At 55.4% G+C, this 26,448-nt stretch carries 23 protein-coding genes; 14 read left to right on the plus strand and 9 right to left on the minus strand.

Annotated features, from left to right (window positions below):
* Window positions 1–197 precede the first annotated feature (197 nt).
* Window positions 198–755 (plus strand): hypothetical protein, encoded by a 558-nt coding sequence (locus ACO6S1_RS04050; RefSeq protein ID WP_422345049.1) that lies wholly within the window; start codon window positions 198–200, stop codon window positions 753–755.
* 9 nt (window positions 756–764) lie between these two features.
* Here the strand turns inward: ACO6S1_RS04050 and ACO6S1_RS04055 are convergent, their stop codons facing one another.
* The 8 genes from ACO6S1_RS04055 to ACO6S1_RS04090 form a co-directional block, all read right to left on the minus strand.
* Window positions 765–1,931 (minus strand): winged helix-turn-helix domain-containing protein, encoded by a 1,167-nt coding sequence (locus ACO6S1_RS04055; RefSeq protein ID WP_422345050.1) that lies wholly within the window; start codon window positions 1,929–1,931, stop codon window positions 765–767.
* A 7-nt stretch (window positions 1,932–1,938) separates the two neighbouring features.
* Window positions 1,939–2,853 (minus strand): DMT family transporter, encoded by a 915-nt coding sequence (locus ACO6S1_RS04060; RefSeq protein ID WP_422345051.1) that lies wholly within the window; start codon window positions 2,851–2,853, stop codon window positions 1,939–1,941.
* A 41-nt stretch (window positions 2,854–2,894) separates the two neighbouring features.
* A complete protein-coding gene (locus tag ACO6S1_RS04065; protein ID WP_422345052.1) occupies window positions 2,895–4,037 on the minus strand; it encodes an acyl-CoA dehydrogenase family protein in 1,143 nt (380 codons plus the stop codon).
* A gap of 24 nt (window positions 4,038–4,061) precedes the next feature.
* Window positions 4,062–4,505 carry an acyl-CoA thioesterase gene (locus ACO6S1_RS04070; protein WP_422345053.1) on the minus strand — a complete coding sequence of 148 codons (444 nt, stop codon included), beginning with the start codon at window positions 4,503–4,505 and terminating at the stop codon, window positions 4,062–4,064.
* Entirely contained in the window at window positions 4,495–5,655 is a 1,161-nt protein-coding gene (locus tag ACO6S1_RS04075) for an iron-containing alcohol dehydrogenase (RefSeq protein WP_422345054.1), read from the minus strand. Before ACO6S1_RS04075 ends, ACO6S1_RS04070 begins: the two co-directional genes overlap by 11 nt.
* Before the next feature lie 122 nt (window positions 5,656–5,777).
* Window positions 5,778–7,166 carry a TonB-dependent receptor domain-containing protein gene (locus ACO6S1_RS04080; protein WP_422345055.1) on the minus strand — a complete coding sequence of 463 codons (1,389 nt, stop codon included), beginning with the start codon at window positions 7,164–7,166 and terminating at the stop codon, window positions 5,778–5,780.
* Window positions 7,167–7,196: 30 nt separating this feature from the next.
* Window positions 7,197–8,357 carry a TonB-dependent receptor gene (locus tag ACO6S1_RS04085; protein WP_422345056.1) on the minus strand — a complete coding sequence of 387 codons (1,161 nt, stop codon included), beginning with the start codon at window positions 8,355–8,357 and terminating at the stop codon, window positions 7,197–7,199.
* A gap of 348 nt (window positions 8,358–8,705) precedes the next feature.
* Window positions 8,706–11,186, minus strand: coding sequence for a TonB-dependent receptor (locus ACO6S1_RS04090; protein WP_422345057.1), 2,481 nt, complete (start codon window positions 11,184–11,186; stop codon window positions 8,706–8,708).
* A 272-nt stretch (window positions 11,187–11,458) separates the two neighbouring features.
* Between ACO6S1_RS04090 and ACO6S1_RS04095 the strand changes: the two genes are divergently transcribed.
* The 4 genes from ACO6S1_RS04095 to gpmA all read left to right on the plus strand — a co-directional run bounded on the left by ACO6S1_RS04095 (window position 11,459) and on the right by gpmA (window position 16,367).
* Window positions 11,459–13,366, plus strand: a complete 1,908-nt coding sequence (locus ACO6S1_RS04095; RefSeq protein WP_422345058.1) for a DUF3604 domain-containing protein — start codon at window positions 11,459–11,461, stop codon at window positions 13,364–13,366.
* A gap of 108 nt (window positions 13,367–13,474) precedes the next feature.
* Entirely contained in the window at window positions 13,475–14,326 is an 852-nt protein-coding gene (locus ACO6S1_RS04100) for a peptidyl-prolyl cis-trans isomerase (RefSeq protein ID WP_422345059.1), read from the plus strand.
* Complete coding sequence (locus ACO6S1_RS04105) at window positions 14,319–15,392, plus strand: HupE/UreJ family protein (RefSeq protein ID WP_422345060.1); 1,074 nt, start codon at window positions 14,319–14,321, stop codon at window positions 15,390–15,392. The genes ACO6S1_RS04100 and ACO6S1_RS04105 overlap by 8 nt, the downstream gene beginning before the upstream one ends.
* A gap of 288 nt (window positions 15,393–15,680) precedes the next feature.
* Entirely contained in the window at window positions 15,681–16,367 is a 687-nt protein-coding gene (gpmA, locus tag ACO6S1_RS04110; RefSeq protein WP_422345061.1) for a 2,3-diphosphoglycerate-dependent phosphoglycerate mutase, read from the plus strand.
* 18 nt (window positions 16,368–16,385) lie between these two features.
* On the opposite strand, the gene ACO6S1_RS04115 is transcribed toward gpmA, so the two are convergent.
* Complete coding sequence (locus ACO6S1_RS04115) at window positions 16,386–16,907, minus strand: GGDEF domain-containing protein (RefSeq protein ID WP_422345062.1); 522 nt, start codon at window positions 16,905–16,907, stop codon at window positions 16,386–16,388.
* 280 nt (window positions 16,908–17,187) lie between these two features.
* On the opposite strand from ACO6S1_RS04115, the gene purE reads away from it, so the two are divergent.
* The 9 genes from purE (at window position 17,188) to ACO6S1_RS04160 (ending at window position 26,393) form a co-directional block, all read left to right on the plus strand.
* Entirely contained in the window at window positions 17,188–17,676 is a 489-nt protein-coding gene (gene purE / locus ACO6S1_RS04120; protein WP_422345063.1) for a 5-(carboxyamino)imidazole ribonucleotide mutase, read from the plus strand.
* A 9-nt stretch (window positions 17,677–17,685) separates the two neighbouring features.
* Window positions 17,686–18,756 (plus strand): 5-(carboxyamino)imidazole ribonucleotide synthase, encoded by a 1,071-nt coding sequence (locus ACO6S1_RS04125; RefSeq protein ID WP_422345064.1) that lies wholly within the window; start codon window positions 17,686–17,688, stop codon window positions 18,754–18,756.
* Between the two features lie 35 nt (window positions 18,757–18,791).
* Window positions 18,792–19,286: a dihydrofolate reductase gene (locus ACO6S1_RS04130; protein WP_422345065.1), complete on the plus strand. Its 495-nt coding sequence runs from the start codon at window positions 18,792–18,794 to the stop codon at window positions 19,284–19,286.
* Window positions 19,283–20,497: a dipeptidase gene (locus ACO6S1_RS04135; protein ID WP_422345066.1), complete on the plus strand. Its 1,215-nt coding sequence runs from the start codon at window positions 19,283–19,285 to the stop codon at window positions 20,495–20,497. Before ACO6S1_RS04130 ends, ACO6S1_RS04135 begins: the two co-directional genes overlap by 4 nt.
* A gap of 8 nt (window positions 20,498–20,505) precedes the next feature.
* Entirely contained in the window at window positions 20,506–21,426 is a 921-nt protein-coding gene (locus ACO6S1_RS04140) for a bifunctional riboflavin kinase/FAD synthetase (protein WP_422345067.1), read from the plus strand.
* The gene (locus tag ACO6S1_RS04145) at window positions 21,423–22,406 is read left to right on the plus strand and encodes a glycerophosphodiester phosphodiesterase family protein (protein WP_422345068.1); all 984 of its coding nucleotides are present in this window, start codon (window positions 21,423–21,425) and stop codon (window positions 22,404–22,406) included. The genes ACO6S1_RS04140 and ACO6S1_RS04145 overlap by 4 nt, the downstream gene beginning before the upstream one ends.
* A 73-nt stretch (window positions 22,407–22,479) precedes the next feature.
* Window positions 22,480–25,401, plus strand: a complete 2,922-nt coding sequence (gene ileS / locus ACO6S1_RS04150; RefSeq protein WP_422345069.1) for an isoleucine--tRNA ligase — start codon at window positions 22,480–22,482, stop codon at window positions 25,399–25,401.
* Entirely contained in the window at window positions 25,398–25,919 is a 522-nt protein-coding gene (lspA, locus tag ACO6S1_RS04155; protein ID WP_422345070.1) for a signal peptidase II, read from the plus strand. The genes ileS and lspA overlap by 4 nt, the downstream gene beginning before the upstream one ends.
* Before the next feature lie 66 nt (window positions 25,920–25,985).
* Window positions 25,986–26,393, plus strand: coding sequence for a DUF3035 domain-containing protein (locus ACO6S1_RS04160; protein ID WP_422345071.1), 408 nt, complete (start codon window positions 25,986–25,988; stop codon window positions 26,391–26,393).
* Window positions 26,394–26,448 lie beyond the last annotated feature (55 nt).

The following is a 26,448-nucleotide window of genomic DNA, read 5'->3' on the forward strand; positions in this document are numbered from 1 at the left end:
AGACAAGGGCATCAGATTAACCGACAATCCGCATATGTTTGGATATTCTGGCACGATTGGGCGCCGCAGTCGCCCTTATCAGACTCGCCGATTGTCGGTAATTTTAACGGATCGTTAACCAAGTTCGCCCATATTTTCCCTCATTGATATGAACGGCCCTGCGTAACGGGCTGGCAACAAAGTGGGAATGTAAAGTCATGTCGAGCAAACGGACTATAATATTCGAAGCTGCTCTGGTCATTGGGGTATTGGCTACCGGGTTAACTGCAGCACAGGCCGCGCATGCGGCGCCCCTGCAAGCCGTGCTCCAGGCAACGGACGCCAGAGCAAATGTAAAAATTGACAGTAAAGTGCTTGTTGAACGAACAGAACCCAATGCGGCTGGTGAAATCCAGACCAAATTGTATAATCCCAGCGATGTCAAAGTTATTCCGGGAGACAGGCTGGTCTTTGTAAACACCTACCACAATAGAGGTGTGACGCCGGTGACAGGATTCGTTGTCAACAATCCCATCCATGCTGCAGTTACCTTTGCCAAGGTTCAGGAAGAATGGGCCACGGTTTCGATTGATGGTGGCAAGAATTTTGGCAAGCTTACCGAATTTACCGTCACCGAAAATGATACAGGTGCGGAAAGCGTAAGCATCACCCGGGCAGCTCAGCCAAGTGATGTGACGCATATTCGCTGGACGTTTGACAAAGCTATCGCAGCTGGCGCCTCCGGTGAATTGCGTTTCAGCGGCGTTGTGAAATAGGGCTTTATATTAACTGGTAATGCGATTGCATTGCCATTCGATCGTTCCAGCGCAAATCAATCGGGCAAGGCGCGCCAGCTCGGCATCAAGTTTTCTCTCGCGATCACTTGTCCATTTGACCCGCGGTTCAGGCCAAATCTGAATGACTTTCAGCAGCCCGGCCTGACGATCGGCCTTTAACTCAACACGCCCGACAAACCGGTCGCTCTCAAGTAGCGGATAGACATAATAGCCCCAGCGCCGCTTTGCTGCAGGCACGAATATCTCGATGCGATAATCAAAGCCGAACAGTCGGGAAAGACGGGTACGGTCGCGAATGGCGGGATCAAATGGACTCATGATCCGCAGCCGCGATGTTGGCGGGCCGACCCCCGCCAGCAGCGTTTCGATTTGCGGCGGCGCGACCATGCTGATCCAGTCACCGTCGACGGTCTCCAATTCTACCGGCACCAGATGATCGGATGCCTTGCCCGCCCATTGCTTTACTTCCTGCGCATCCATCGCCGCCCAAAATCTTTGAATATCGCCCAGGCTTCCGAACCCCAACCGATCGAGCGCGGCTTTGCAGAGCCAGTCCTGCTGCTGCTCGTCATCATGTTCCATCTCTCTATGGTGAGATGGCACGACCCGTTCGGCAAGGTCATAATATTTAATGAAATTTTCGCGGTGCGATGTCGCCAGTTCACCGGCATACCAGAGCTGATCCAACACCCGCTTATGCGGCGGGCGCGCCCACATTTCCTTCTTGCCGGTAATTTTCGTATCGAACGCATGGGTTGATAGCGGGCCTTCTTTGGCGATCCGCGCCTTGATAGCTGCGATATCCGCCGCTTCCATAACCTTGTGCTTACCGGCTCGCTGGCCCAGCCGACGAAACTGCCGCTGCCATAGCGGATAAAATTCCATCGGCAGCACCGAAGCGTCATGCGTGAAATGCTCAAAGACCGAGCGGTCTTTGGCCAGCAGATCATTGAGCATCGGCTCACGATAATTCTGATTCCGGCTCCACAGGATATGATGATGCGCGCGGGTGACATTACGGATCGTATCAAGTTGGACAAAGCCGAGATCCCTGATCATCTGCAGCAGGTCCAAAGGCCCCGTTGGCGCGCGCGCCAGTCCTTGTCGATCCAGCCACAGTCGGCGCGCATCGCGGTTCCGGATCTTTAGAGGCATGGGACCATTATAGCGCCGTTGGCTCGACATGGGAGACAGCACGGTCGCGGCGGGTGGCCATTATACAGCCGGCGACGATCAAAGCCGTGCCAAATATCGTCGGCAGAGTGACGGGTTCTGAAAAGAACACCCAGCCGAATATCGCGGCCCAGATAAACGCACTATATTCCAGATTGATCAAAACCTGCGCCTGCGCCCGTGCATAGCCCCAGGCGATGAACAGCGCCGAGATGATCGACAGCAGGGCAGCGGCCAAAAATTCCGGCGCATATTGGATATCCGGCACAACCGCCAGGAACGGAGCGACCAGCGCGTAGCTGACCCCTACTACCAGATTCTGGAAGAAACTGATCTCGATCGGATCAGCCAGCAGCGCCTGGCTGCGCTGGATCACCAGATTGGCGGCATAGAGAAGCGCCGATAGCAGCACCGCGCCGAACCCGAGCAGTTCGTCATTGGTATAATCCCCGCTCATTCTGCCCCAACCGATCACAACAACCCCGGCGAGGCCGAGAACAGAAGCAAAAATCGCATTGCGGTGGATGGTTTCGCCGAGAAAGACGGCGGCAAGATATAGTGCGATAATCGGCGCGATAAAGGAAAGCGCAACGGCTTCAGCAATCGGCACACGCGCCAAAGCCCAGAAAAACAGAAATGCCATGAAGACCGTTATGATCCCGCGCTGGAGATGAATTTTCAGGGTCGGCTTGGCCGGCATTTTCGGGCGACGTGCGAGATAGAGAATACCGACCAAAAACAGCGCCAATAACACCCGCCAAAAAATCGCATTATACGCTCCCAGCGCGATGCTGAGGCTTTTCATCGTCACGTCCATCAGGCAGAAAAAGGCAAGCCCTGTCAGTACGGAACCGATGGGCAATATGGGCGCAGATTGGTGTTGGAGATCAGAAGGAGCAGCCATCGAAATGCTATCGGACCGAAGAGCAAAAATGTCTAGCTATGTTAAAGCCCCATTTGCCGCACCGCCAGATCGCGCATGATTTCCTCTGACCCGCCGCCAATCGCCATGACTTTCACCTCGCGGTAAAAACGCTCCACGACATTGCCGCGCAAATAGGCGGCCCCGCCCCAGATTTGCATGGCTTCGCTCGCACAATATTCGAGATTCTTGGTGCTGAAAAACTTGGCTTTGCAGATTTGATCCACGGGCATTTGATCATTTTCGGCCAGAAAGCAGATCTGGTTGACCCAAGCCTCGGTCGCATCGACACGGGCCGACATTTCCGCGATTTTGTGGCGGATCACCTGATGCTGGCTGAGCGGTTTGCCGAAAGTTTCGCGTTGCTGCGCATAAGCGATGGATTCCTCCAGCAATACCCGCATCATGCCAAGGCACTGGGCGACCATGCCGAGCCGTTCATAGTTGAAATTATGCATGATCTGGATGAAGCCACGCCCTTCATCACCCAGCATGTTCCCAGCCGGAACCCGGACATCATCGAAATATAAAGTCGCCTGATCCGACGCCCACCAGCCCATTTTCTTGTCGAGCGCGGTGCGGGAAAAACCCTCCATATCCTTCTCGACCAGGAAGAGGGAAATTCCGTTCAGCCCCTCCCCACCGGTTCGCGCACCGACAACGAAATAGTCGGAAGTCATACCACCCGTAATGAATGTCTTGGACCCGTTGATGATCCAGTGATTGCCGTCTTGCCGCGCGGTGGTTTTCATATTGGCTACATCGGAGCCGCCGCCCGGCTCTGTCACGCCGAGACTGGAACCGACCCGCCCCTGGACAATGTCCTTGAGAATACGGTCCTTGATCTCCTGAGACGCCAGTTTCTCGATCGGCCCAATGGAGATGCTGCGTCCGCCAAGCGCCGCCAACGTGCCGCCATTATGGGCCCGGGCCGCCTCTTCGCCCCAGATGCAGCGCATATACATATCGTCAAAACCAAGACCGCCATATTGCTCGGCCACACCAAAGCCCCAGGTGCCCAGCGCCCCCACTTTTTGATGGACTTCCCACGGAATTTCTCCCGCTTCGTCCCACGTATTGGCAAAAGGTTGCAACTCGGTTTCGATAAAACGCCGGGTCATTTCCCGAAATTGCTGGCGTTCTTCGGTATCCTCGGCGTGGCGCATGGTCCTGGTCCTTTAACTGCTCAGTTAAAGGGTTATCAATTCCAGCGCAGAACGCAAGGGCGCGGACAAGGGTGTCGGCCGCCGGCTCTCCCGATCCACATAGACATGGGTGAAGCTGCCTGCCGCCGACGCGGTTTTTTCATCACCGCGAAACAGGCCAACACCATAGGTCACGCTGGTCCGGCCGAGCTTCTCGACCCGGATGCGCGCCTCGACCAGATCGGGAAAGGCGATAGGTGCAAAATATTCGCAAGACGTCTGGACCACCAACCCGATGACATCGCTCTTTTCAATGTCGAGCGCGCCCTGCTCGATCAGATAGCGGTTCACCGCACTATCAAACCAGAAATAATAGACCGCATTATTGACGTGACCATAGGGATCATTGTCGTTCCAGCGCGTGGTGATCGATGAGCCATCGCGATAATCATCCCACATTGGCGGCGGGGTGCGCTCTTTACCAGGCATCGGCATAGATCCGTTTGGCGTCGGCGAGGTCCAGCTCTTTGGGATTGTTGACGAGCAGTCTGGTCTGCAACATGGCAGCCTCAGCCAGCGCATCCACCGCATCTTCGGCTATTCCGACTTCGCGCAAGCGGCGGGGCGCTTTTACCTTTACGGCCATGCCTTCAAGATAGTCGATCAATTCCTGCGCGCGGGCTTCGGCACTATTGGGGCCGGTTTTCGGCACATCCAAAGCATCAGCCAATTCTGCATAAAGCGGTGCTGCTGCGTCGAGATTAAACTGCATGATATGCGGCATGACCAGCGCATTGGAGAGGCCGTGAGGAATATGATAAATCCCGCCGAGCGGATAAGCGAGCGCATGGATCGCGCCAACCGGCGAGTTTGCAAAAGCCTGCCCGGCGAGCATCGAGCCACGCAGCATGGCTTCGCGTGCCACTATATTGGTGCCGTCCGAACAGGCGGTTTCGATATGGGCGGTGAGCAGTTTCAGCGCCGCTATCGCCAGCATGTCCGACAGCGGGTTTTTCGCATGGCGGCCGGTATAGGCCTCGATCGCATGAACCATCGCATCGATGCCGGTAGCCGCCGTCACATCAGCCGGCAAACCAAGTGTCAGCGAGGGATCGAGGATTGCCGCGTCGGCAAACAGATGGGGAGAGACAATCCCGGCCTTGGTCGTCTCGCCAGTGGTAAGAATGGAAATGGCGGTGACTTCCGAGCCCGTTCCCGATGTCGTCGGGATCAATATGGTTGGCAATCCTTTGCGGGCCAATTGGCCGACGCCGTAAATTTCGGAAAGACCTTGTGCACCATCAATTGCCAGTGCTGCGACAACCTTTGCGGTATCGAGCGAACTGCCGCCACCCAGACCAATGACAATATCAACATCGGCGCTCTTCGCCATATCAATGGCTTGCTCGACAATGGCCTCCGGTGGATCGGCGATAACCGCATCAAATATCTGCGCCGACAACCCGGCATCGGTTAGCGCTTGTTGCACCGGTGCGATAAGGCCCGCGCCGACAATGCCCTTGTCGGTCACGATTAGCGGTCGGGAACCGCCCAAGGCAGTAATCTGACCGGCCAGAAGAGAAAGACAGCCCTCGCCAAAATGCAGGACAGGAACGGTTTGAAAACTATAGCTGCTCATTGGGAGACTTTTGCACCGATGAACCTGTCACGCAACCGGCATTGACCGTGGCGGCAATAAAAAGGGGCCGGAAAATCCGGCCCCTCCTTGTGGTGACGAAATGCCCCCAAACTTATCAAATCTTAGAACTTCCCGCGAAGGGTCACACCAAACATGCGTGGTTCCTGGATGAAGGTTGAACGTGATCCAGAGCGCAACACGGTGTTAAAGGTCACACCGCGGGTCACTTCATTGGTCAGGTTAGTGACCCAGGCTTCAATGCCCCAGGCATCATCAATATCGCCAAGACCGGCGCGCATATTGATTTTGACCGTGCCGTTCTGAACGTCAAACGGATTGAGTGGAGCCACATCAACCGCTGCCTGCACGCTGCCTGCCGCAGTAATGGCTGCAGCATTTGGTACAACAATCGCCTGCGTAGATGTTCTGCGGTCACTTTCCATGCGGATCTGACCGTTGACGAAGAACTTCAGGCTATCGCCAAGATCACGATCATAGGTAGCACCCATGATACCAACCCATTTCGGAGCATTGGTGAGCGAATTACCGCACAGGCTCAGAACATTGGCCGATGTTTGCGTACCGGCACAATCATTTGGATATCTTGCATCGGTGTAGGTCAGACCGCCATTGATAGTGAAGTTATCATCCGGGCGAATGACTGTTTCAATTTCAACACCGGTTGATTTTGCACTTGGAACGTTAAACGTGGTGAACTGAGCGCCAGTGAATTCCAGAACCTGGAAGTCTGTGAATTCCTCATGGAAACCTGCAACATTCAAGGTCACAGCGTTATCGAGGAACTTGGCTTTCAGACCAACTTCATAGGCATCGACTTCTTCCGAAGCAAAGCGCGGATCAGCGCCGCCGGATGCTGCTGTGGAATCAAGGTTGAAACCACCGGATTTATAACCATGCGTAAAGCTGGCATAGACGGTTACAGGATCGGCGAATTCATAGCTCACTTTACCGGTATAGATCAGCTCTTCATCGCTAAATTCGCTGACGAAAGGCCGCGGCAGTGGGAACGGGTTTGCATCTGTTCCGATAGCCGGAGCCACAAATGCGAAACAACCCAGTCCGAAGTAGCTGTTGGTCAGAGGACTACCAGCACCACCTGGCAGACCGCCTGCGAAAATCTGACCCAAAGTGGCAGGGCAGAGATCGTTGTTGATCGCTGGTTGGGTGAACGAACCGTCCTTGCTTTCATCCGAATAGCGCAGACCAACTGTCAGCTTAAGTCCTTGAGCCACTTCCAGTGTATTATGCGTGAAAACGGACCAGCTTTTGCTGCTTTGCGTGTAAGCATTAGTCGTCCGAACCGTTGCAGGGTCAATACCGGTCAATGTTTGCAACGGCGTTGCACCGGCGAACAGCGGGCTAGCCGGGTTCAGTGTAGCTCCACCTGTACCAGCAGCCAGCAAAGCGCCGACCAACCGGTCATAATCTGCGCCCAGACCAAAGTTGGTTGATTGCGTAATATCTTCATCAGAATAATAGCCGCCGACCAACCAGCTTAGAGCACCGTCAAAGGCATCACCCTAAACACGCAGTTCGTGGGTCATCGTGTCGATTGCGGTATCACTGCCAGGCAGGACATTGAAAATATCAAGGCCGGAGAAATCCGAGTCATAGGCCTCTTCCGCGCGATATTCGCGGTAGGAACCGATATAGATCAGGTCAGCTGAGTCGCTGATCGGAAATTCTATCTCACCGGTTATGCCCCACTGATCGTTGGAAGGATCTGCTCTCTGATCGGACGTAGCGATGCGATTATCGACAGCGCGCTGGGCTGACGTGATATCAAACGGTGTCAAAGCAACATCCGGACCGGCCATGCCGCCGCGTGCGCCAAGACCAACCGCGCCAAAAAGACCGGCCGTTTCGATACCGGATTGCAAGACTTCAATCGCGGCACAACAACTTGCCGTGCTTTTCGAATAGTCGACAATCAGGCGCGCCTGAATACCACTGTCGCTTTCATATCCCAGCTGACCACGGACAAGATACTGTTCGGTGTCGTTGGAATCACCTACGCTTGCGCCGTTGCTGTCGATAATATCAACAAAGCCGTCACGTTGCCGGTAAGCACCGGTTACGCGCAGTGCCAGCGTGTCTTCGATAATCGGCGCGTTGATCGCACCTTGCACACTGATATGATCAAAATTGCCATAGGTCGCGTTTACAAAGCCGCCAAATTCATCAAGATCAGGGCGCTTGTTGGTAATGTTCAGTGCACCAGCCGAGGTGTTCCGTCCGAACAATGTGCCTTGTGGGCCGCGCAGGACTTCGACACGTTCCACATCGACGAACTCGCCCAATGCAACGCCTGGACGGGATTGATAGGCACCGTCGACGAAAATACCAACGGCCGATTCAAAGCCAATATTGTTAGAGGTGGTACCAACGCCGCGGATACGCAGCACGACTGTACCCGATGCTGTTTGTGCGTTCGAGGTTGAGAAGCTTGGGGATACGCTTCCGATATTCTGAACGTTGACGACGCCCTGCTGTTCGAGCTGGACCGGGCTAACCGCGGTAACAGCAAGCGGAATGTCCTGGACATCTTGGGCACGGCGGGTGGCGGTCACGATGATGACATTGTCATCAACCTCTTCGGCACCGGCATCTTGTGCGTAAGCTGGGACCGTCATTGCGCTTGTGCACAATGCAGCCATGAGGACGCGATTCAAACTTTTCATAAACATTCTCTCCCGTTGAACTTGCCGCCGCTTGTCATTTGTCCCGGTATTTTGGGGAAGGACCATGATCTTATTGCATTGGTTTCACCGGCATAGGTCTGTTAATCGGACTATTAAATCAAGAGGATATGCGCATATCTGTGCAGAATATGGCCAGCCGTGGTAAAAATGTTACATTGAAAACAGCGTAAATCTGCGATTCATGGGAGGCCATAAACACAATTTGTGGTATATATGATGCTATCGATACACTATCTGACGTGTACCAAAAAGGATGGTGGCACAAAAAAGGGGCCGGAAGACCGGCCCCAATCATGCTGACGAAATGCCCCCTAAACCACTATAGTTTTAGAATTTTCCGCGCAGCGTAACACCAAATGTGCGAGGTTCCTGCAGATAGGCTGACCGGGACCCAGACCGCAGGACGGTGTTAAAGGTCACCCCGCGGGTGACTTCATTGGTCAGGTTATTGACCCATGCCTCTATGCCCCAGCTGTCATCCTGGCTACCAATCCCGGCGCGCAGGTTAATTTTTGTATTGCCGTCCTGAATATCAAAAGCGAGTGGCGTTTGATCCGCCAGATCGGCAGGATTGGAAGGCTGGGTCGATGTCCGGCGATCACTTTCCATGCGGATTTGACCGTTGAGAAAGAAATCGAGGTTATTGCCGAGATCATTTTCGTAGGTCGCACCCGCTATGGCGACGATATCCGGTGCATTGGTTAAAGAGGCCCCACAAAGGTTCCGAACCTGCAGGTCGGTCAGATCGCCGGCACAGTCGCTGGGATATCGTGCATCGGTATAAGTAAGGCCGGCGTTCAGGGTGAAATTGTCATCCGGACGAATGACAGTTTCAATTTCGACGCCCGTGGTTTTCGCTTTCGGAACATTGAACGTCTGGAACTGTGCCCCGGTAAACTCGAGGATTTGGAAGTTCGTGAATATTTCGTGGAAGCCGGCAACGTTCAACGTCACCCGGTTATCGAGAAACTTGGCCTTCAGCCCGACCTCGTAAGCATCCACCTCTTCGGAATCAAACCGCGGATCTGAGCCACCGGCCCCCGCAGTTGAATCCAGATTGAACCCGCCAGACTTGTAGCCATGCGTGAAGCTGGCATAAATATTGACGGGATCGGCAAATTCATAAGCGATCTTGCCGGTGTAGATAAGCTCGCTGTCGTTAAACTCGCCTTCAAAGGGACGCGGCAGAAAGGCGAATGGAATTTCTGCATCCGTCGCATCTGATCCGGTCGCCGGAGCAAGAAAGGCAAAGCATCCCAAGGACACGGCGGCCGGAGGTACGGCGGCCGGGTTGTTGATAAACGCCGCGCGGATACTGGTGCAAAGCGGATTGTTGCTTGCGGTTTGTTCAAAACCGCCATCCTTGCTCTCATCCGAGTAGCGCAAACCAACAGTCAATTTCAAACCGTCAATCACTTCCAGCGTATTATGGGTGAAAAGCGACCAGCTTTTGCTGTTTTGCGTATAGCTGTTGGTCGCGGTCACTACAGAAGGATCAACGCCGCCGGACAATTGCTCCAGCGGATTGGCGCCCAGCGCCCCTTGCAACAGCGCGCCGACCAGCGCGTCATAGTCTTCACCGAGTGAGAAGCTGACATCCTGCTTGATATCCTCGTCGGAATAATAGCCACCGACGAGCCAGTTGAGCGCGCCGTCAAACGCCTCACCCTGCACCCGCAGTTCATGGGTCATCGTGTTGATATTGGCCCGTGCCCGATCGACATCGAAAATATCCAGCGCGGTGAAATCGGAGTCGTACCTTTCTAAACTGTCAAACTCCCGATAGGAGCCGATATAGATGATGTCGGCGCTGTCGCTGATTGGATATTCCACCTCTGCCGTAACGCCCCATTGTTCGAGGTCGCCACGAGGCGCAAAATTGGCCGAGGCGATCCGGTCATCAGCCGCTTCCTGTCCGGTATTGGGCTGAAACTGTCCGCCACGGGGACCAAGACCGACCGCCTCAAACAGTCCCGACGTTTCCAGCGGCGATGCCAGCAGTTCCACCGCAGAACAGCAATTGGCTGTGCTCTTCGAAAAATCACCAATCACCCGCACGGTCAGGCCGCTATCACCTTCATAGCCGAGCTGACCGCGGATAAGATATTGGTCTTTCTCGTTGGACTCGCCAATTTTGCCGGTTTCATCAACCACATCGATAAAGCCATCGCGCTCACGATAGGCACCGGTCAGGCGCAGCGCCAGAGTATCCTGAACAATCGGGACGTTAATCGCACCCTGCACATTGATCAGGTCATAATTGCCATAGGTTGCGTTCACGAAACCGCCAAACTCACTGACATCAGGCCGCACGTTGGTGATCGTCAACGCCCCGGCAGAGGTATTGCGCCCAAACAATGTGCCCTGCGGTCCGCGCAGGACTTCCACCCGTTCCACATCGACAAATTCGGAAAGGGCAATGCCGGGGCGGGACTGATAAACGCCGTCAATGAAAATGCCGACGGCGCTTTCAAAACCGATATTGTTGGATGTCGTGCCGACGCCCCTGATTTGCAGCACGACGCTGCCCGACGCCGCCTGGGCGTTAGAGGTTGAAAAGCTTGATGAAACCTGTGTGATATCCTGGACGTTGACCACGCCTTGCCGCTCCAGCTGAACCGGGCTGACCGCCGTCACAGCGAGGGGAATATCCTGCACATCCTGTGCCCGGCGGGTCGCCGTCACAATGATGATATTGTCATCCATTGTTTCTTCGGCACCCTGATCCTGCGCATGAACGGGGGTGATTGCGGCGATAGGGGCAGTGCTGCACAGGGCCGCCATGAGGACGCGATTCATACTCTTCATAATCATTCTCTCCAGTTGAATGTAACCACAGCGTCGCCATTTTGGGTGGGGTTGGTGGGGAATGGTCTTATCTGCTGCAGCTACGCTTGCATAAGTCATTTAACTAGGTCATTAAATCAACCGGAGAAGTGGGATAAAGCGCAGATAAAAAAGCGTTGTGCCATTAGAGAAACAGGCACTTCTCGGCGCTGTAAAGCCATATGGTAGAGCGGTGTAAAATGGGGTATAAGACAGATGCGTCCAGTCAATGAGACGCACGGGAGGGGAAAGATATGATGCGCAATTATTTGAGTCTGGCCGCGATTGGCGCGCTGATGGTTGGCTGTACGGGCGGGAATGCAGCCGAGGACCAAAACGATATCGCGCTGGCACCGGGCGAGACGGCCGAGCAACCCAATCCGGACCGCAATGTCTATTTCGGCGACCTCCATATCCATACCCGCAACAGCTTTGACGCCTATATATTCAACGTCCGAACCACGCCGGAAGATGCGTATAAATTCGGCATGGGCGAAGGCATTACCCACCCCTCCGGCTATGACCTGAAACTCGAAGGCCCGGCGCTCGACTTTATGGCAGTCACCGATCATGCGGCCTATCTGGGCCACTTGCCCGCGATGGATACCGAGGGCACCGAAATTTCCAAGCTGGAAATGGCCCGGGACATGTTCAGCGCGGATCCCGACAAGATCATCGCGGCGTTCCAGCTGATCGGCGGCGCCGTGCGCGATGGCCGCAAGATGGACGGTGTCTATGACCCGAAAATTGTCGGAGACGTCTGGAAAGCCACCATCGATGCAGCGGACAAATATTATAAGCCCGGCAAGTTCACGACCTTCTCCGCCTATGAATATACCGCGACGCGCGTAACCCAGGGCGAAGGTGGCGGTTTTGCCGGGGGCAATCTCCACCGTAACGTCGTATTCCGGGGCTCCGCCCCCGATATGCCTTTCGGAACGCTGGATTCGACCAATCCCGAAGATTTGTGGAACTGGATGGACGAACAGCGCGCGGCCGGAAATGACGGGCTTTCGATACCCCATAACAGCAATGTGTCTGACGGCGAGATGTTCAAGCTGGAAACCTATAATGGCCAGCCGCTGACCAAGGCCTATGCCGACCAGCGCATGCGCAACGAGCCGATTGTCGAAATTACGCAGGTTAAAGGCACATCGGAAACCCATCCGTCGCTTTCCCCCAATGATGAATGGGCCGATTTCGGGATTTACGAATATCTGCTGTCCTCGCAGATCAAATCCAAGACTGTCAGCGGTGACTATGTCCGGCAGGCTTATGCCAATGGTCTGATGCTCGAGGATAAAATCGGCAGCAATCCCTATAAATTCGGCCTGATCGGGTCCACCGACACCCATGTTGCTGGCGGCTCGTTTGACGAAAAATTCTTCTGGTCCAAAATCGGCGTTGTTGACGGCACGGCAGAAGCCCGTGGCTCCATTCCACCCGGCGGCAAGAAAAGCTGGGAAGGCGTGACTGTTGATCCGCGGGCGGCGAGCTGGTTCTCCCGCTGGGGTGCATCAGGTTATGCAGCGGTCTGGGCGGAGGAAAATACCCGCGAGGCGATTTTTGACGCGATGCGGCGCAAGGAAACCTATGCAACCACCGGCACGCGGATCAAATTGCGCTTCTTTGGCGGCTTTGGTTTTGACGCCGCCATGCTGGATGATCCCGACATGGTGTCCAAGGCCTATAAAAATGGCGTGACCATGGGCGGCGATCTGGTTGGTCAGGGCAAGGCCCCCGGCTTCATCGTCTGGGCGATGCGCGATGCGATGAGCGCGCCGTTGCAGCGGGTGCAGATTGTCAAAGTCTGGACCGATAGCGGCAAGACCAATGAGAAAGTCTTCGATGTCGCCTGTTCCGATGGCGGCACGGTCGATCCGGCCACCGCGCGCTGTCCCGACAATGGCGCGACGGTCAATCTGTCCGATTGCTCCATCTCGACCGACAAAGGCGCACCGGAACTCAAAACCTTCTGGCGCGATCCCGAGCATAAGCCGGGACAGCGTGCATCCTATTATGTCCGCGTGCTGGAAAACCCGGTTTGCCGCTGGTCGACATGGGATGCGATACGCGCAGGCGTGCCGCCTAACCCGGCCTTGCAGAAAACCATTCAGGAACGCGCCTGGTCTTCGCCGATCTGGTATGTGCCAACGGTTTAAGTTCCTGCCATCCGTTCCCTTTACCGTTCGGGCTGAGCCTGTCGAAGCCATTTCCAATAGCAGAAATATCCTTCGACAAGCTCAGGACGAACGGGTTTTGAGATCATCGTGAAAGCCATAACCATTTTGAAAAAAGCCTTCCGTGACCCGATCACGCATTTTGTTCTGATCGGACTGGCACTGGTTGCCATCAACCACATATGGTCAAATTATCAGGGCGAACAGGGCCGGACGATAACCGTCAGTGCCGCCGAGATGGACCGCCTCAGCGCGCTATGGGCCAATACCGCTGGCCGCCTGCCCACCGGTGAGGACAGACAGCAGATTATCGACCAATATGTGCAGCAGCAGGTGTTGGTTCGCGAGGCGGAGCGGCTGGGCCTCGGCGATGAAGACACCATCATCCAGCGCCGTCTGGCGCAAAAAATGGATTTTCTGGTCAGCGGTGAAAGCAAGGCGGCCAATCCTTCCGATGCAGAGCTGAAGACATGGTTCGAACAAAATCGCGATAAATTTGCCGCGCCCGAACGGCGGAGTTTTGTCCATATCTATCTGAGCCCCGAAAAACATGGTGGCGCGATTGAGGCGGTTGCGGCCAGCGCCCTGAATGCTGCAAAATCGGGTGCCGACTGGAAAGGTCTGGGCGATCCGTTCATTCAGAAACGCAGCTATGCCGCGCTGCCGGAAAGCGAAGTGACGCGGCTGTTCGGACCGGATTTTGCGAGCGCCATTTTCAAGTTGGAGGCGGCACAATGGAGCCCGCCTATAGGGTCTGCTTTCGGACTGCATCTGGTGCGCATCGAAACCATCGACAGCGCCGCCGAGGCAAATTTCGAACCGATCAAAGCCGAAGTCGCCGCCGCCTGGCAGGAAGACCAGAGCAGCAAGGCCAAGCAAGCGGCGCTGCAAGAATTGGTCAGCGGCTATGATGTGGTGATTGAGGGTGGCAAGGGTGAATAGCGGAAACGCGAAATCCCACACCCCGTTCGTCCTGAGCCTGTCGAAGGCGCTGGCGCACGCCGCGTTTGAAACAAGGGACTGGCTTCGACGGGCTAAGCCCGAACGGATTATGGGTTTGGCTTTTTGTTGGTTGGCGTTTGCATTTGCCCTCCCCGCCAGCGCCCATGAAATTCGTCCCGCCGCCCTCGAACTGACCGCACAATCGGATGGCACCGTCGCGGTTGTCTGGAAACAACCGATCCTGTCTGGCCGCAAGCTCAAAATGCGACCCGTACTGCCGGATCAGTGCCCCGAGCCAGAGACCACCCGCCAGGTCATATCCGGCGATGCGATTGTCGAAAGCTGGCAGGTGCCCTGCCGGCTCGATAGTGGCGACGTTTCCATAGAAGGCCTCGACCGCACCCTCACCGATGTGTTTGTCCGCCTCCGCACAGCAAGCGGCGAAGAAAGCACCCATATCTTGCGCCCCGCCAGCGCGTCCTTTGCCTTGGGCGATCCGGCTGGTTCCCCGACCGGCGCCTATCTGCGGATTGGTGCAGAGCATATGCTCTTTGGCTGGGACCACTTGCTGTTTGTTCTTGGACTGCTGCTGCTGACAGCGCCAAGGCAGCTTTTGTGGGTCATCACCGCCTTCACTGTCGGCCATAGTGTCACGCTGGCCATCACCGCGCTCGGCCTGTTCACCTTGCCCAGTGAACCGGTGGAGCTGCTCATCGCGCTGTCGATATTTTTCCTCGCCGTCGAAGTGGTGCGCAAATGGGCGGGCAAGACGAGCCTGACCATTCGCAAACCCTGGCTGATCGCACTGGGCTTTGGCTTGCTCCACGGCCTCGGCTTTGCTGGCGCGCTGGCGGATATCGGCTTGCCGAAAGGCGAAGAAATATGGGCCTTGCTATTGTTCAACCTCGGCGTTGAAATCGGACAGATACTATTTGTCGCGCTGGCGCTCGCCTTGCTTTGGCTGATTGGCCGATCACCGGTTGACCGCCGCAGATGGGCGGAGATGCCGGCCGCTTATTTGGTCGGCGGGCTCGGGGCCTTTTATACTCTCAGCAGGATATTGTGATCGCCAATCAGGCGCCGCACTGAAACCGCTTTCCTACATGGCGGGTTTTTCCTATATTTTACGCGCTATGATTACGCCACCTCGACATCAACGCCCGTTTTCTATCGTCACCGGACAGGTTGCGCAATCGTCGCTACCCGGCTCGGTTCGTCGCAATTTGACCGCCATTTTGCGTAGAAATTGTATAAATAGTTCAGCTTTATCCTTCCCAATATGAATGAATATCTGGCTTGGCGGACCCTGCCTTCACCGCTAGAGAGGCCTCAACAGCAAATTTAAGGACATTCTATGCCTCAACTGATTCTGCTTCGTCACGGCCAATCTCAATGGAATCTGGAAAACCGCTTTACCGGCTGGTGGGACGTCGATGTCACCGAAAAAGGTATTGAAGAAGCCAAGGCGGCGGGTCGCCTGATGAAAGAAAAAGGCATTGAATCGGACCTGTGTTTCACCAGCTTGCAAAGCCGGGCGATCAAGACGCTCAATCTGGCGCTGGAAGAAATGGACCGGCTATGGTTGCCGGTGGAAAAAAATTACCGGCTGAACGAGCGGCATTATGGCGGGCTAACCGGCCTCAACAAGCAGGAAACCCGTGACAAACATGGCGATGAACAGGTCCATATCTGGCGCCGCAGCTTTGATACGCCGCCACCGCCCATGGCCGCCGACAGCGAATATCAAATGTCCTCTGACCCGCGCTATGCCGGCATAGAAGTGCCCGCGACAGAGAGCCTGAAAGACACTATCGCCCGCGTGCTGCCTTATTGGAAAACCCGCATCGCGCCGGAACTGCAGTCCGGCAAGCGCGTTCTCATCTCTGCCCATGGCAACAGCCTGCGCGCGCTGGTCAAGCATCTGTCGGGTATTTCCGATGATGAGATCACCGGTCTGGAGATCCCGACTGGACAGCCGATTATCTATGATCTCGATGATAGTCTGAACGAGAATGAGCGCTATTATCTGTCGGAACGATAGAATCGGAAACGCTTATATTTAATCCTTTTTGGATTGATACATCACTTCATCGGCGCGCGACATAAGGGCGGATACGGTATCCGCTGGCCCAACAAAACTATAGCCAATGGCAGCGCCAAATTCGAGAAAGCGTCCGTCGTGGAGCAATTGGGTGGTCTTGATCCGGTTTATCAGCGCCAAAATCTTGCGTTCCACCTCATCGGCATCAAGATTATCGAGCAGCAGAGCAAATTCATCGCCACCGATACGGGCAACCATGTCACAGACTCGAATATTGGTTTGTAAAATGTGCGCCAGATGCACGAGCAGCACATCACCCGCCCCGTGGCCGTGCTGATCGTTGATCATTTTCAAATCATCGACGTCGAGGAATAACAATGCCGTGTTGTCGCCGTAGCGCTGACAGCGCACGATCCGTTCCTGCAGGCTCTCGATGAAATGGCGGCGGTTGGGCAATCCAGTCAAAGCATCATGATTGGCACGTTTTTCCATTTCAGACAATTCTTCTTTCAAGCGAATATTTTCTACCTGAAGAAGCATACAATTTGCGCATTTTTCTTTAACTTCTTTCTCCCCGACAAGTTCATCCACCACCCCGACACCCCCAGAAAGATATTATTATTCATTAGTACTGTATAATTATTTGATACCTAGTTCAGATTGATCATTTTAGTCAATAGCAATGGCAGATATTGGCCAGCAAAAGTCCTTTATTGTAAAACTATGATTAGAAAAGGATGGGCACCTGCATTGGCGCATTGCGCGCCCGGCATTTCATGGCTAAACGATTGTGCTTCCGCGACACTATGCAGGTGCAAGCATGACCGAAGCCACTCCGAAAATTGGAATTATCATGGGCAGTCAGTCTGACTGGACAACCATGCGCCTGGCCGCGGAAATTCTTGAACAACTCGAAATCAGCCATGAAGTTAAAATCGTTTCGGCCCACAGGACGCCGGACCGGCTCTATGACTATGCCAAAGGTGCGGCGGCACGAAATCTAAAGGTGATTATCGCTGGCGCAGGCGGCGCAGCACATTTGCCGGGGATGGCAGCAGCCATGACACGGGTTCCGGTTTTGGGCGTACCGATTCAGTCGCGCAGCCTGAACGGAGTCGACAGCCTGTTGTCTATCGCACAGATGCCCGCTGGCATTCCGGTGGGAACCCTGGCTATCGGAGACGCTGGCGCTAAAAACAGCGCCTTGCTGGCCGCAGCGATCCTCGCCATTGAAGATGAAGATCTGGCGGAGCGACTGGATGCCTGGCGCGCCGCGCAAAGCGACGCTGTTGCCGAGCAGCCGGAATAACGGGCAGCGATGACTCCGCTTCCTCCCGGTTCGACCATCGGTATATTGGGCGGCGGCCAACTCGGCCGGATGCTGTCGATCGCAGCCGCGCAGCTCGGCTATCGCTGCCATATATATGCGCCGGATGAAACGAGCGTCGCTGCAGAAGTGGCCGCCGAATTTACCTGCGCCCAGGATGACGATGTCGCATCCCTGGGCGGTTTTGCCGATTGCTGCGACGTCATCACATTTGAATTTGAAAATGTCCCGGTTGCACCACTCGCTGCGATAGCAGACCGCGCACCGCTATATCCGCCGGTCGCAGCGCTTGATGTTGCGCAAAACCGGATCGCCGAAAAGACATTCGCGCGCGCTCATGGCGGCACGACCGCCCCTTTTGCTGAAGTAACGGATCGGGAATCGCTCGAAAAAGCAGTGGATGAGGTGGGCGCGCCCGCCATCTTGAAAACCATCCGCATGGGCTATGATGGCAAGGGTCAGGCGCGAATAAAACCGGGCGACGATTTGACCGCCCATTGGGATTCCGTCGGACATCAGCCTTGTGTGGCAGAGGGTTTTGTAACTTTCTCTCACGAATTTTCGGTCATCCTGGTTCGCGGACAAGATGGTATCATCGGTTACTGGGATACGCCGCATAACATCCATGAAGATGGCATATTGGCCCAATCGCTCGTGCCCGCGCCGACGGAAATCATCGCACAGGAACAAGCCGCCCGTGCACTGGCCGCCAAAATGGCAGAGGCGATGAACTATGTCGGTGTGCTGACCTGCGAGTTTTTCGCCACCACTGACGGCCCCGTTTTCAACGAAATGGCCCCGCGCGTCCATAATAGCGGACACTGGACGATCGAAGGCGCGGTCACCAGCCAGTTTGAAAACCATATCCGGGCCATCTGCGGATTGCCGCTTGGCGATACCGGGCTCGCCGCTGAAAAAGTCGAAATGACCAACCTGATTGGCGGTGATGCGGACCAATGGCAGACGCTGCTTTCGGACCCGGCCAACCACCTTCATCTATATGGAAAAGGTGAAAGTCGCCCGGGCAGGAAAATGGGTCATGTCACGAAATTGTTTTTCTGATTTGCACAAGGTTTGATCTAAGCTAGGCGCATTTCATGAACCATCCAGAAATCATCCTGATCCTTGCGCGCGCTGACAATGGGGTCATTGGCAAAGACGGTACCATGCCCTGGCACCTGCCAGCCGACCTGCGGCACTTCAAATCACTGACGCAAGGCAAACCGATGATCATGGGGCGCAAGACTTTTGACAGTCTGCCCGGCCTGTTGCCCGGACGACGCCATATCGTCCTGACCCGTGATACACAGTGGGAAGCCGAAGGCGCGGAAGTGGTGCATGATATTCGGGATGCTTTAAAGACCGCCAACGCTCCGCATATCGCCGTCATTGGTGGTGCTGAAATTTACCGGCTCTTTCTACCAAAAGCCGACCGTATTGCGCTCACCGAAGTGCATGTTGAAGTGGAAGGGGACACCGTTATGGACAGTTTTGATCCTGCCATTTGGCAAGAAACTGAAAGAGAGAGCTATGACGCCAAGGATGGCAAACCTGCCTTTTCCTTTGTCACGTTAAAACGGAAACAGGCATGAAGAAATTTGTCGTTGGATTGGTGATCGTTCTGATTGTCGGTGCGGCGGCCTTTTTCACTTTTGCGCCGAGCATATTTGAAAAACAGACCAATATGATTGACGGCGAGCCGTTGCCGGAAATTTCCGCCGAAGCACAGAAGCTGCATGACAGCCTGATGATCGTCGATCTTCACAGCGATACCCTGCTATGGAAACGCAAGATAACCGACAGCGTCGATTATGGCCATGTCGACCTGAAACGCATGCAGGACGGCAATGTCGGGCTGCAAATATTCTCCAGTGTTACCAAAACGCCCAAAGACCAGAATTACGATAGCAACAGCGCCGAAACCGACAATATCACAATGCTCGCCATCGCGCAGTTGCAACCCATACGTACCTGGCAATCATTGCTGGAACGCCAATTATGGCATGCCACCAAGCTTGACCGCGCAGTGGCCGATTCTGATGGAGCGATAGCCGCGATCAGCACGCCTTCTCATGTCGATGGCCTGGCGACAACGCGCTCCAACGGGGAAAAAGTGATCGGCGTGATGTTTTCCGCCGAAGGTTTGCAGACATTGGAAGGCAAACGCGAAAATCTGCAAACACTTTATGACTCCGGCATGCGAATGGCGGGGCTCGTGCACTTTTTTGACAATGAGCTGGCCGGTTCCATGCACGGGGAAGAAAAAGGCGGGCTGACCGACTTTGGCCGGCAGATTGTCCGCGACATGGAAGATAAGGGGATGATCGTCGACATTGCCCACAGTAGCCGGGCAACAGTTGCTGATATCTTGAAAATGGCGCGGCGGCCGGTGGTATCGAGCCATGGCGGCGTGCAGGCGGTCTGCAGCGTTAATCGCAATTTGACAGATGACGAGATCAGGGGCGTGGCCGCAACCGGTGGCGTCATCGGGCTTGGTTATTGGGACGGAGCCATGTGTGACACCGATCCGAAAACCGTCGCCAAAGCCGTCAAACATGTCCGCGATCTTGTTGGAATTGAGCATGCCGCGCTGGGCGGGGACTTTGACGGCGCTGTCACGACCCGCTTTGATACCAGCGGTATCGTTCACGTCACCCAGGCATTGATGGAGGCAGGTTTCAGCGAAACGGAAATTCGCGCTGTAATGGGCGGGAATGCCCTGCGCGTTTTGCGACAGGGCCTGATGCCGTTAAAAGATTTACCCAAACAAGCGGTTGAACAAACCACCGAAACTGGCCAATAGCGCAAATCATGCGGTTGAGTGGGCAAAACAGAATTTCGGACGAGCTGCGCGGAGCGATCATCGCTTTGGGCAATTTTGATGGCTTTCACAAAGGCCATCAGGCGGTTGCCCAAACCGCGATCGACTGGGCGAAGGCCGAGGGCCGACCGGCAATCATCGCAACCTTTGATCCGCATCCCGTTCGGTATTTTCAACCCGACGCGCCTCCCTTTCGTCTGACCACCCTCGACCAGCGTGAACGGCTGTTCACCGCCGCCGGTGCAGATGCGATGCTGGTGTTTGAATTTGGCGGCGAACTGGCTGGCACCACCGCAGAGGATTTCGTGACCAAATTGCTCGTCGAGCGCTTTGGCGCAGCCGGCATCGTCACCGGTGAAGACTTCACCTTTGGCAAGGGTCGCGCAGGCAATGTTGGCGTGATGAAACAGCTCGGCGCGCCTCTGGGTCTGTCGACCAAGGCCGTTGGCCCGGTTAGCGACAGCACCGAAGTCATCTCCTCCAGCCGTATCCGCGAAGCGTTGAAGGCGGGCGATTGCGAGACGGCGACCGCGCTGCTGACGCGACCCTTTGCCATTGAAGGCCCGGTTATTCACGGCGATAAAAATGGCCGCAAGCTCGGCTATCCTACCGCCAATATCGACATTGACCATTATCTGCGGCCGAAATACGGAATCTATGCGGTAAAGGGCCGGCTGCCCGATGGCCGCGTCGTCAACGGGGCAGCCAATCTGGGTATTCGGCCAAGTTTCGATCCGCCCAAGGAATTGCTCGAACCTTATTTCTTTGACTTTTCCGAAGATCTTTACGGCCAGACGGTTGAAGTGGAATTGCACCACTTCCTGCGCGGCGAAGCGAAATTTGACGATCTCGATGCGTTGATGGCGCAAATGGCAATAGACTGCGACAAGGCCCGAACAATACTAACATGAAGCGTAAAATCCTTTGGTCACTCGGGATTATCTGGATGACCTTTCTAACGATGATGCTGCTCAATTCCTCTCGCTGGGCACCGGTGCCCGAGGGCCAGTTCAAGATGATCGCTCATCGCGGAGTCCACCATATCTATGATCCGACGGGTGTGGGCAGAGATGACTGCACCGCCATTCGCATGCTCCCGGGCCAGGAAGATCTGGAAATTTTTGAAAATACGATTCATTCCATTCGCGCAGCAGTTAACATGCAGGCGGATATGGTGGAGGTTGATGTTGCCCCGACCAGGGATGGTAAAATGGTGCTGTTCCATGACTGGACCGTCGATTGCCGGACCGATGGCAAGGGAAAGACGAGAGATCTGACATTGGCGGAACTGCAAGCGCTTGATATCGGCTATGGCTATTCATCTGACGGCGGTCAGACTTTTCCCCTGCGCGGCAAGGGCATCGGCAAAATTCCTACCGTCGAAGAGGCACTGGCATCAGAAACCTTCAGGCCGTTTCTGTTCAACTTCAAAAGCAAAAACCCGGACGAGGCCGATCAACTCTATGCGATCCTGAAAGCGGCCGGTCGCGACCCTTTGAAGGAAGGCGACGGGTTTTACGGCGGCGAAGCCCCGGTCAAGCGCATGAAGCAACTTGTGCCCGGCATCTGGGCCTGGTCAAAACCGGACGTCAAAGCCTGCACCAAAGATTATCTGTGGATGGGCTGGCTCGGCATAACGCCCGATAGCTGCAAAAACGGCACTTTGGTGGTTCCCCTCGACTATCAATGGGCCTTCGCCGGATGGCCCAACCGCACCACGGCCCGGATGGAAGCGGTGGGTGCGCGCACGCTGATAATCGGCCCGATGAACGATCACGAATCGACACGCGGACTGACCGAAGGCCATCAGCTGACGGACATTCCGGTCAGCTTTAACGGCTATGTCATGGTCGATGATATCAGGAAGGTCGGGCCAGCCCTTATTCGCTAGCCGATCGAGGCGATCGGGCGACCGTGAAATCCCGCTTGCGCCCGCGCGCTGCCTCGCCTAATCCCCGCCAATCATGACCGATAATGCACCCGCCAAAGAGCGCGATTATAAAGACACGGTTTTCCTGCCGAAAACCGATTTCCCGATGAAAGCCGGCCTTGCGAATAAGGAACCGGCGATTCTGGAGCGCTGGCAGAAAATTGGGCTTTATGAGAAGCTGCGTAAAGCGCGTGAGGGACGGGAAAAGTTCATTTTCCACGACGGTCCGCCTTATGCCAATGGCAATATCCATATCGGTCATAGCCTGAACAAGACGCTCAAGGATTTGGTTGTCCGCAGCCAGAATTTGCTCGGCAAGGATGCGCCTTTTGTGCCCGGGTGGGACTGTCATGGCCTGCCGATCGAGTGGAAGATCGAGGAACAATATCGCAAGAAAAAGCGCAATAAGGACGACGTTCCGGCGAGCGAATTTCGCGCCGAATGCCGTACCTATGCGGACAATTGGGTCAATGTGCAGCGCGAGGAATTTAAACGGCTCGGCATTTTGGCGCAGTGGGACAAGCCCTATCTGACGATGGATTATGATGCCGAAGCGGCGATTGTCGCGGAGCTTCTGAAATTTGCCGAAGCGGGACAGCTCTATCGCGGCGCGAAACCGGTGATGTGGTCGCCGGTCGAGAAAACCGCGCTGGCAGAAGCCGAAGTGGAATATGAGGATATTACCTCGACCCAGATTGACGTGGCGTTTGAGATTGTTGAAGCGCCGAATGCGCCGGAACTGGTCGGCGCGCATGCGGTGATCTGGACGACAACGCCCTGGACAATCCCTGTCAATCAGGCGCTCGCCTATGGAGCGGATGTTGAATACGTCTTACTCGGCGAGCACAGTGGTAAAAAACATCTGGTCGCCAAGCAACTGGTTGAGTCCGGCGAGTTACATGGACGGTTCGCAACTCCTGAGATGAACGAAATTTACTGGGAAGGCAAAGGCTCCCAACTCGCTGGCGCTATCGCCAAGCACCCGATGGCAGACACCTTCCCGGACAGCGATTTCTACACCAAGCCTCGACCCTTCCTCGACGGCTCGCACTTCGTCACCACCGAGGCCGGCACCGGCCTCGTTCATATGTCCCCCGACCACGGCGAGGATGATTTCGAACTGTGTAAAGCCAACGGCATCAACCCGGTATTCGCCGTCGATGCGGATGGCGTGTATCGCGAGGACTGGGACTGGCTGCCGCGCGGGGACGAGCGTGCAGGCGGGGTGATCAACAAGAAATTTGTAAGCAGCACGGGTCCGATTTGCGAAGACCTGCGTGCAGCGGGCGCCCTGCTCTCGGCCAGCGATGATTTTCAGCATAGCTATCCGCATAGCTGGCGCTCGAAAGCGAAGATCATCTATCGCTGCACGCCGCAATGGTTTGTGCCGATGGATAGCCCTCTCCCCTTCAGGGGAGAGGGTTGGGAGAGGGGCAGTCAAGGCGATGTTCCCCCCACCCTAACCCTCCCCCCTGAAGGGGAGAGGGAACTGGTGGTCGGCCATGCCGAAGGCGTCGCCGCTACCCTGCGTAACATTGCCCTGGACGAAATCCGCAACAAAGTGCGCTTCGTACCGGAACGCGGCAGACGCCGTCTGGAATCCATGGTCGAAGGCCGCCCGGACTGGGTGCTGAGCCGCCAGCGCGCCTGGGGCGTGCCGATTGCGCTTTATGTCGATCGCAAGACCGGCGACTATCTCAATGACCCGGCGGTCAACGAACGGATTATCGCGGCCTTTAAAACCGGCGGTGCTGATGCCTGGTTCGATGCCGACCATCAGGAATTTCTCGGCAACAAGTACAGCCTCGATGATTATGAGGTTATCACCGATATTCTCGACGTCTGGTTTGACAGCGGCTGCACCCATAGCTTTGTGCTGGAAAGCGGCAAATGGCCGGATCATCAGACACCGGCTGACCTGTATCTGGAAGGCAGCGACCAGCATCGCGGCTGGTTCCAGTCGAGCCTGCTGGAGTCCTGCGGCACCCGCGGTCATGCGCCCTACAAGGCGGTGCTGACCCACGGCATGACGCTCGACAAAAACGGCAAGAAAATGTCGAAGTCGCTTGGCAACACGCTTGATCCGCAGAAGATTATCAACGTCAATGGTGCCGATATCCTGCGCCTCTGGGCCGCGAGCGTCGATTTCACCGAGGATCACCGGATCGGCGATGAAATCATCAAAGGCGTCACCGACAGCTATCGCAAATTGCGCAACACCTTCCGCTATATGCTCGGCGGTCTCAGCGATTTTGAGGAAAGTGAGCGGGTGGCCGTCGCCGATATGCCGGAGCTGGAGCGTTATGTGCTGCACAAGCTATATCGTCTCGATGCCGACCTACGTGAGCATGTTAATAATTTCGCCTTCGGTCCTTATATGCGAGCACTTAGTGATTTCGTGAATGATGATCTTAGCGCCTTCTTCTTCGATATTCGTAAAGACTGTCTCTATTGCGATGCAGCCGACGATCCGAAACGCATGGCGTACCGGACAGTCATGGATATCCTGTTTCACGCCCTAACCCGGTATATCGCACCGGTGTTGGTCTTCACCGCAGAGGAAATTTGGCAGAGCCGCTTCCCGGATGAGAATGACTCGATCCACTTGAAAGAATGGCCAGAGATGGATCGCGGTTGGGACGATGTCGAATTATCCAGCAAATGGGATATTGTGGCAGCACAACGCTCGGCAATTACCGAAGCGATAGAACCCCTGCGTCGGGAAAAGACAATCCGCTCCAGTCTGGAAGCAGAAGTCACCTATCCATTGTCCGAACTGTCGCTATCCGCCGAAGAGTTTACTGAAATCTGCATCGTCGCCGATGTGAAGGATGGCGCGGAGATCACCGTGACCAAAACGGAGCACAGCAAATGCGGCCGCTGCTGGCGCTTGTTGCCCGATGTAGAAGAAGATGGCGCGCTATGCGGCCGTTGTGATGGGGTTCTTAACGCATGACCGAAGCCGTATCGAAATACCGGATCGCCGGCCTTGTTGTCGCGGTCCTGATCTTCATCATCGACCAGTTCACCAAGTATATGGTGATGTTTCCGCTCGATCTGAAAGCCAAGGGCCAGATTGAGCTGCTGCCCTTTTTCAACCTGACCTGGGCGGAAAATTACGGCGTTTCGATGGGTTTCCTGACCGCTTCGACAGATTTCCAGCGCTGGGCCTTGGTCGCGTTGACCGGCCTGATCGCTGTTGCGGTGCTGATCTGGATGTGGCGGGAAAAGGCGAAGTGGGACATTATTGCGCTTTCGTTCGTTCTCGGCGGCGCGATGGGCAATATTTTGGATCGCGCTCGGCTCGGCTATGTCGCTGATTTTGCGGATTTGCATATCGGCGATTTCCGTCCGTTCCTGATTTTCAACGTCGCCGATGCGTGCATTTCCATCGGGGTCGTAATCCTGCTTGCACGCGCGCTGTTTATACGCGAAAAGCCGGACCAAGATAATATTCAGCTTGGCGACAGTTGACCCGTGGCAAAGAGCCAGCCAAAGAGCTTTGTGCATGCAGGGCAAGTAATTTTGAGGGAAGTGAATATGCGTAAATCTATTATCGGTATCAGCCTGGTTTCGCTGGTCGGACTATCCGCATGCGGCTCCAGCGGCCTGTTTGACCGCGACCGTCCTGACGAATTCGCCGTCTCGCGCCAGCCTCCCCTGGTCATTCCCCCCGATTTCGGTCTGACACCTCCACAACCCGGTCAACCGCGTCCCCAGACCGGCGGCGTGCAGCAGCAGACCCTGGAAGCCATGTTTGGCGGAGCACAAGCCCGTAGCGTGACCGAGTCCGCGATTGTTGGTCAGGCCGGTGACGCCGATGCCGGCATCCGCTCTTCCGTGGGCGATGCCGATACGTTTACTGTCGATAAAGGCAGCGTAACCCGCGACATTATCGCCGCGCCGGAAGGTGATGGGCAAAACGCTCAGGCCGCCACGCCGGAATAAACACGCTGATCGCAGACATGAAAAAACCCCGCTGAAATCGCTCCGACGGGGTTTT

Source organism: Parasphingorhabdus sp. (assembly GCF_965233695.1).
Taxonomy (GTDB): domain Bacteria; phylum Pseudomonadota; class Alphaproteobacteria; order Sphingomonadales; family Sphingomonadaceae; genus Parasphingorhabdus.

Excerpts from the sequence above, each read along its gene's own strand:
- ACO6S1_RS04095 (WP_422345058.1), top strand. The coding sequence starts at position 11,459 with ATGATGCGCAATTATTTGAGTCTGGCCGCGATTGGCGCGCTGATGGTT.
- ACO6S1_RS04055 (WP_422345050.1), bottom strand. The coding sequence starts at position 1,931 with ATGCCTCTAAAGATCCGGAACCGCGATGCGCGCCGACTGTGGCTGGAT.
- ACO6S1_RS04075 (WP_422345054.1), bottom strand. The coding sequence starts at position 5,655 with ATGAGCAGCTATAGTTTTCAAACCGTTCCTGTCCTGCATTTTGGCGAG.
- ACO6S1_RS04070 (WP_422345053.1), bottom strand. The coding sequence starts at position 4,505 with ATGCCTGGTAAAGAGCGCACCCCGCCGCCAATGTGGGATGATTATCGC.
- ACO6S1_RS04115 (WP_422345062.1), bottom strand. The coding sequence starts at position 16,907 with ATGCTTCTTCAGGTAGAAAATATTCGCTTGAAAGAAGAATTGTCTGAA.
- ACO6S1_RS04050 (WP_422345049.1), top strand. The coding sequence starts at position 198 with ATGTCGAGCAAACGGACTATAATATTCGAAGCTGCTCTGGTCATTGGG.
- gpmA (WP_422345061.1), top strand. The coding sequence starts at position 15,681 with ATGCCTCAACTGATTCTGCTTCGTCACGGCCAATCTCAATGGAATCTG.
- ACO6S1_RS04090 (WP_422345057.1), bottom strand. The coding sequence starts at position 11,186 with ATGAAGAGTATGAATCGCGTCCTCATGGCGGCCCTGTGCAGCACTGCC.
- lspA (WP_422345070.1), top strand. The coding sequence starts at position 25,398 with ATGACCGAAGCCGTATCGAAATACCGGATCGCCGGCCTTGTTGTCGCG.
- ileS (WP_422345069.1), top strand. The coding sequence starts at position 22,480 with ATGACCGATAATGCACCCGCCAAAGAGCGCGATTATAAAGACACGGTT.
- ACO6S1_RS04145 (WP_422345068.1), top strand. The coding sequence starts at position 21,423 with ATGAAGCGTAAAATCCTTTGGTCACTCGGGATTATCTGGATGACCTTT.
- ACO6S1_RS04130 (WP_422345065.1), top strand. The coding sequence starts at position 18,792 with ATGAACCATCCAGAAATCATCCTGATCCTTGCGCGCGCTGACAATGGG.
- ACO6S1_RS04085 (WP_422345056.1), bottom strand. The coding sequence starts at position 8,357 with ATGAAAAGTTTGAATCGCGTCCTCATGGCTGCATTGTGCACAAGCGCA.
- purE (WP_422345063.1), top strand. The coding sequence starts at position 17,188 with ATGACCGAAGCCACTCCGAAAATTGGAATTATCATGGGCAGTCAGTCT.
- ACO6S1_RS04160 (WP_422345071.1), top strand. The coding sequence starts at position 25,986 with ATGCGTAAATCTATTATCGGTATCAGCCTGGTTTCGCTGGTCGGACTA.
- ACO6S1_RS04140 (WP_422345067.1), top strand. The coding sequence starts at position 20,506 with ATGCGGTTGAGTGGGCAAAACAGAATTTCGGACGAGCTGCGCGGAGCG.
- ACO6S1_RS04065 (WP_422345052.1), bottom strand. The coding sequence starts at position 4,037 with ATGCGCCACGCCGAGGATACCGAAGAACGCCAGCAATTTCGGGAAATG.
- ACO6S1_RS04125 (WP_422345064.1), top strand. The coding sequence starts at position 17,686 with ATGACTCCGCTTCCTCCCGGTTCGACCATCGGTATATTGGGCGGCGGC.
- ACO6S1_RS04060 (WP_422345051.1), bottom strand. The coding sequence starts at position 2,853 with ATGGCTGCTCCTTCTGATCTCCAACACCAATCTGCGCCCATATTGCCC.
- ACO6S1_RS04135 (WP_422345066.1), top strand. The coding sequence starts at position 19,283 with ATGAAGAAATTTGTCGTTGGATTGGTGATCGTTCTGATTGTCGGTGCG.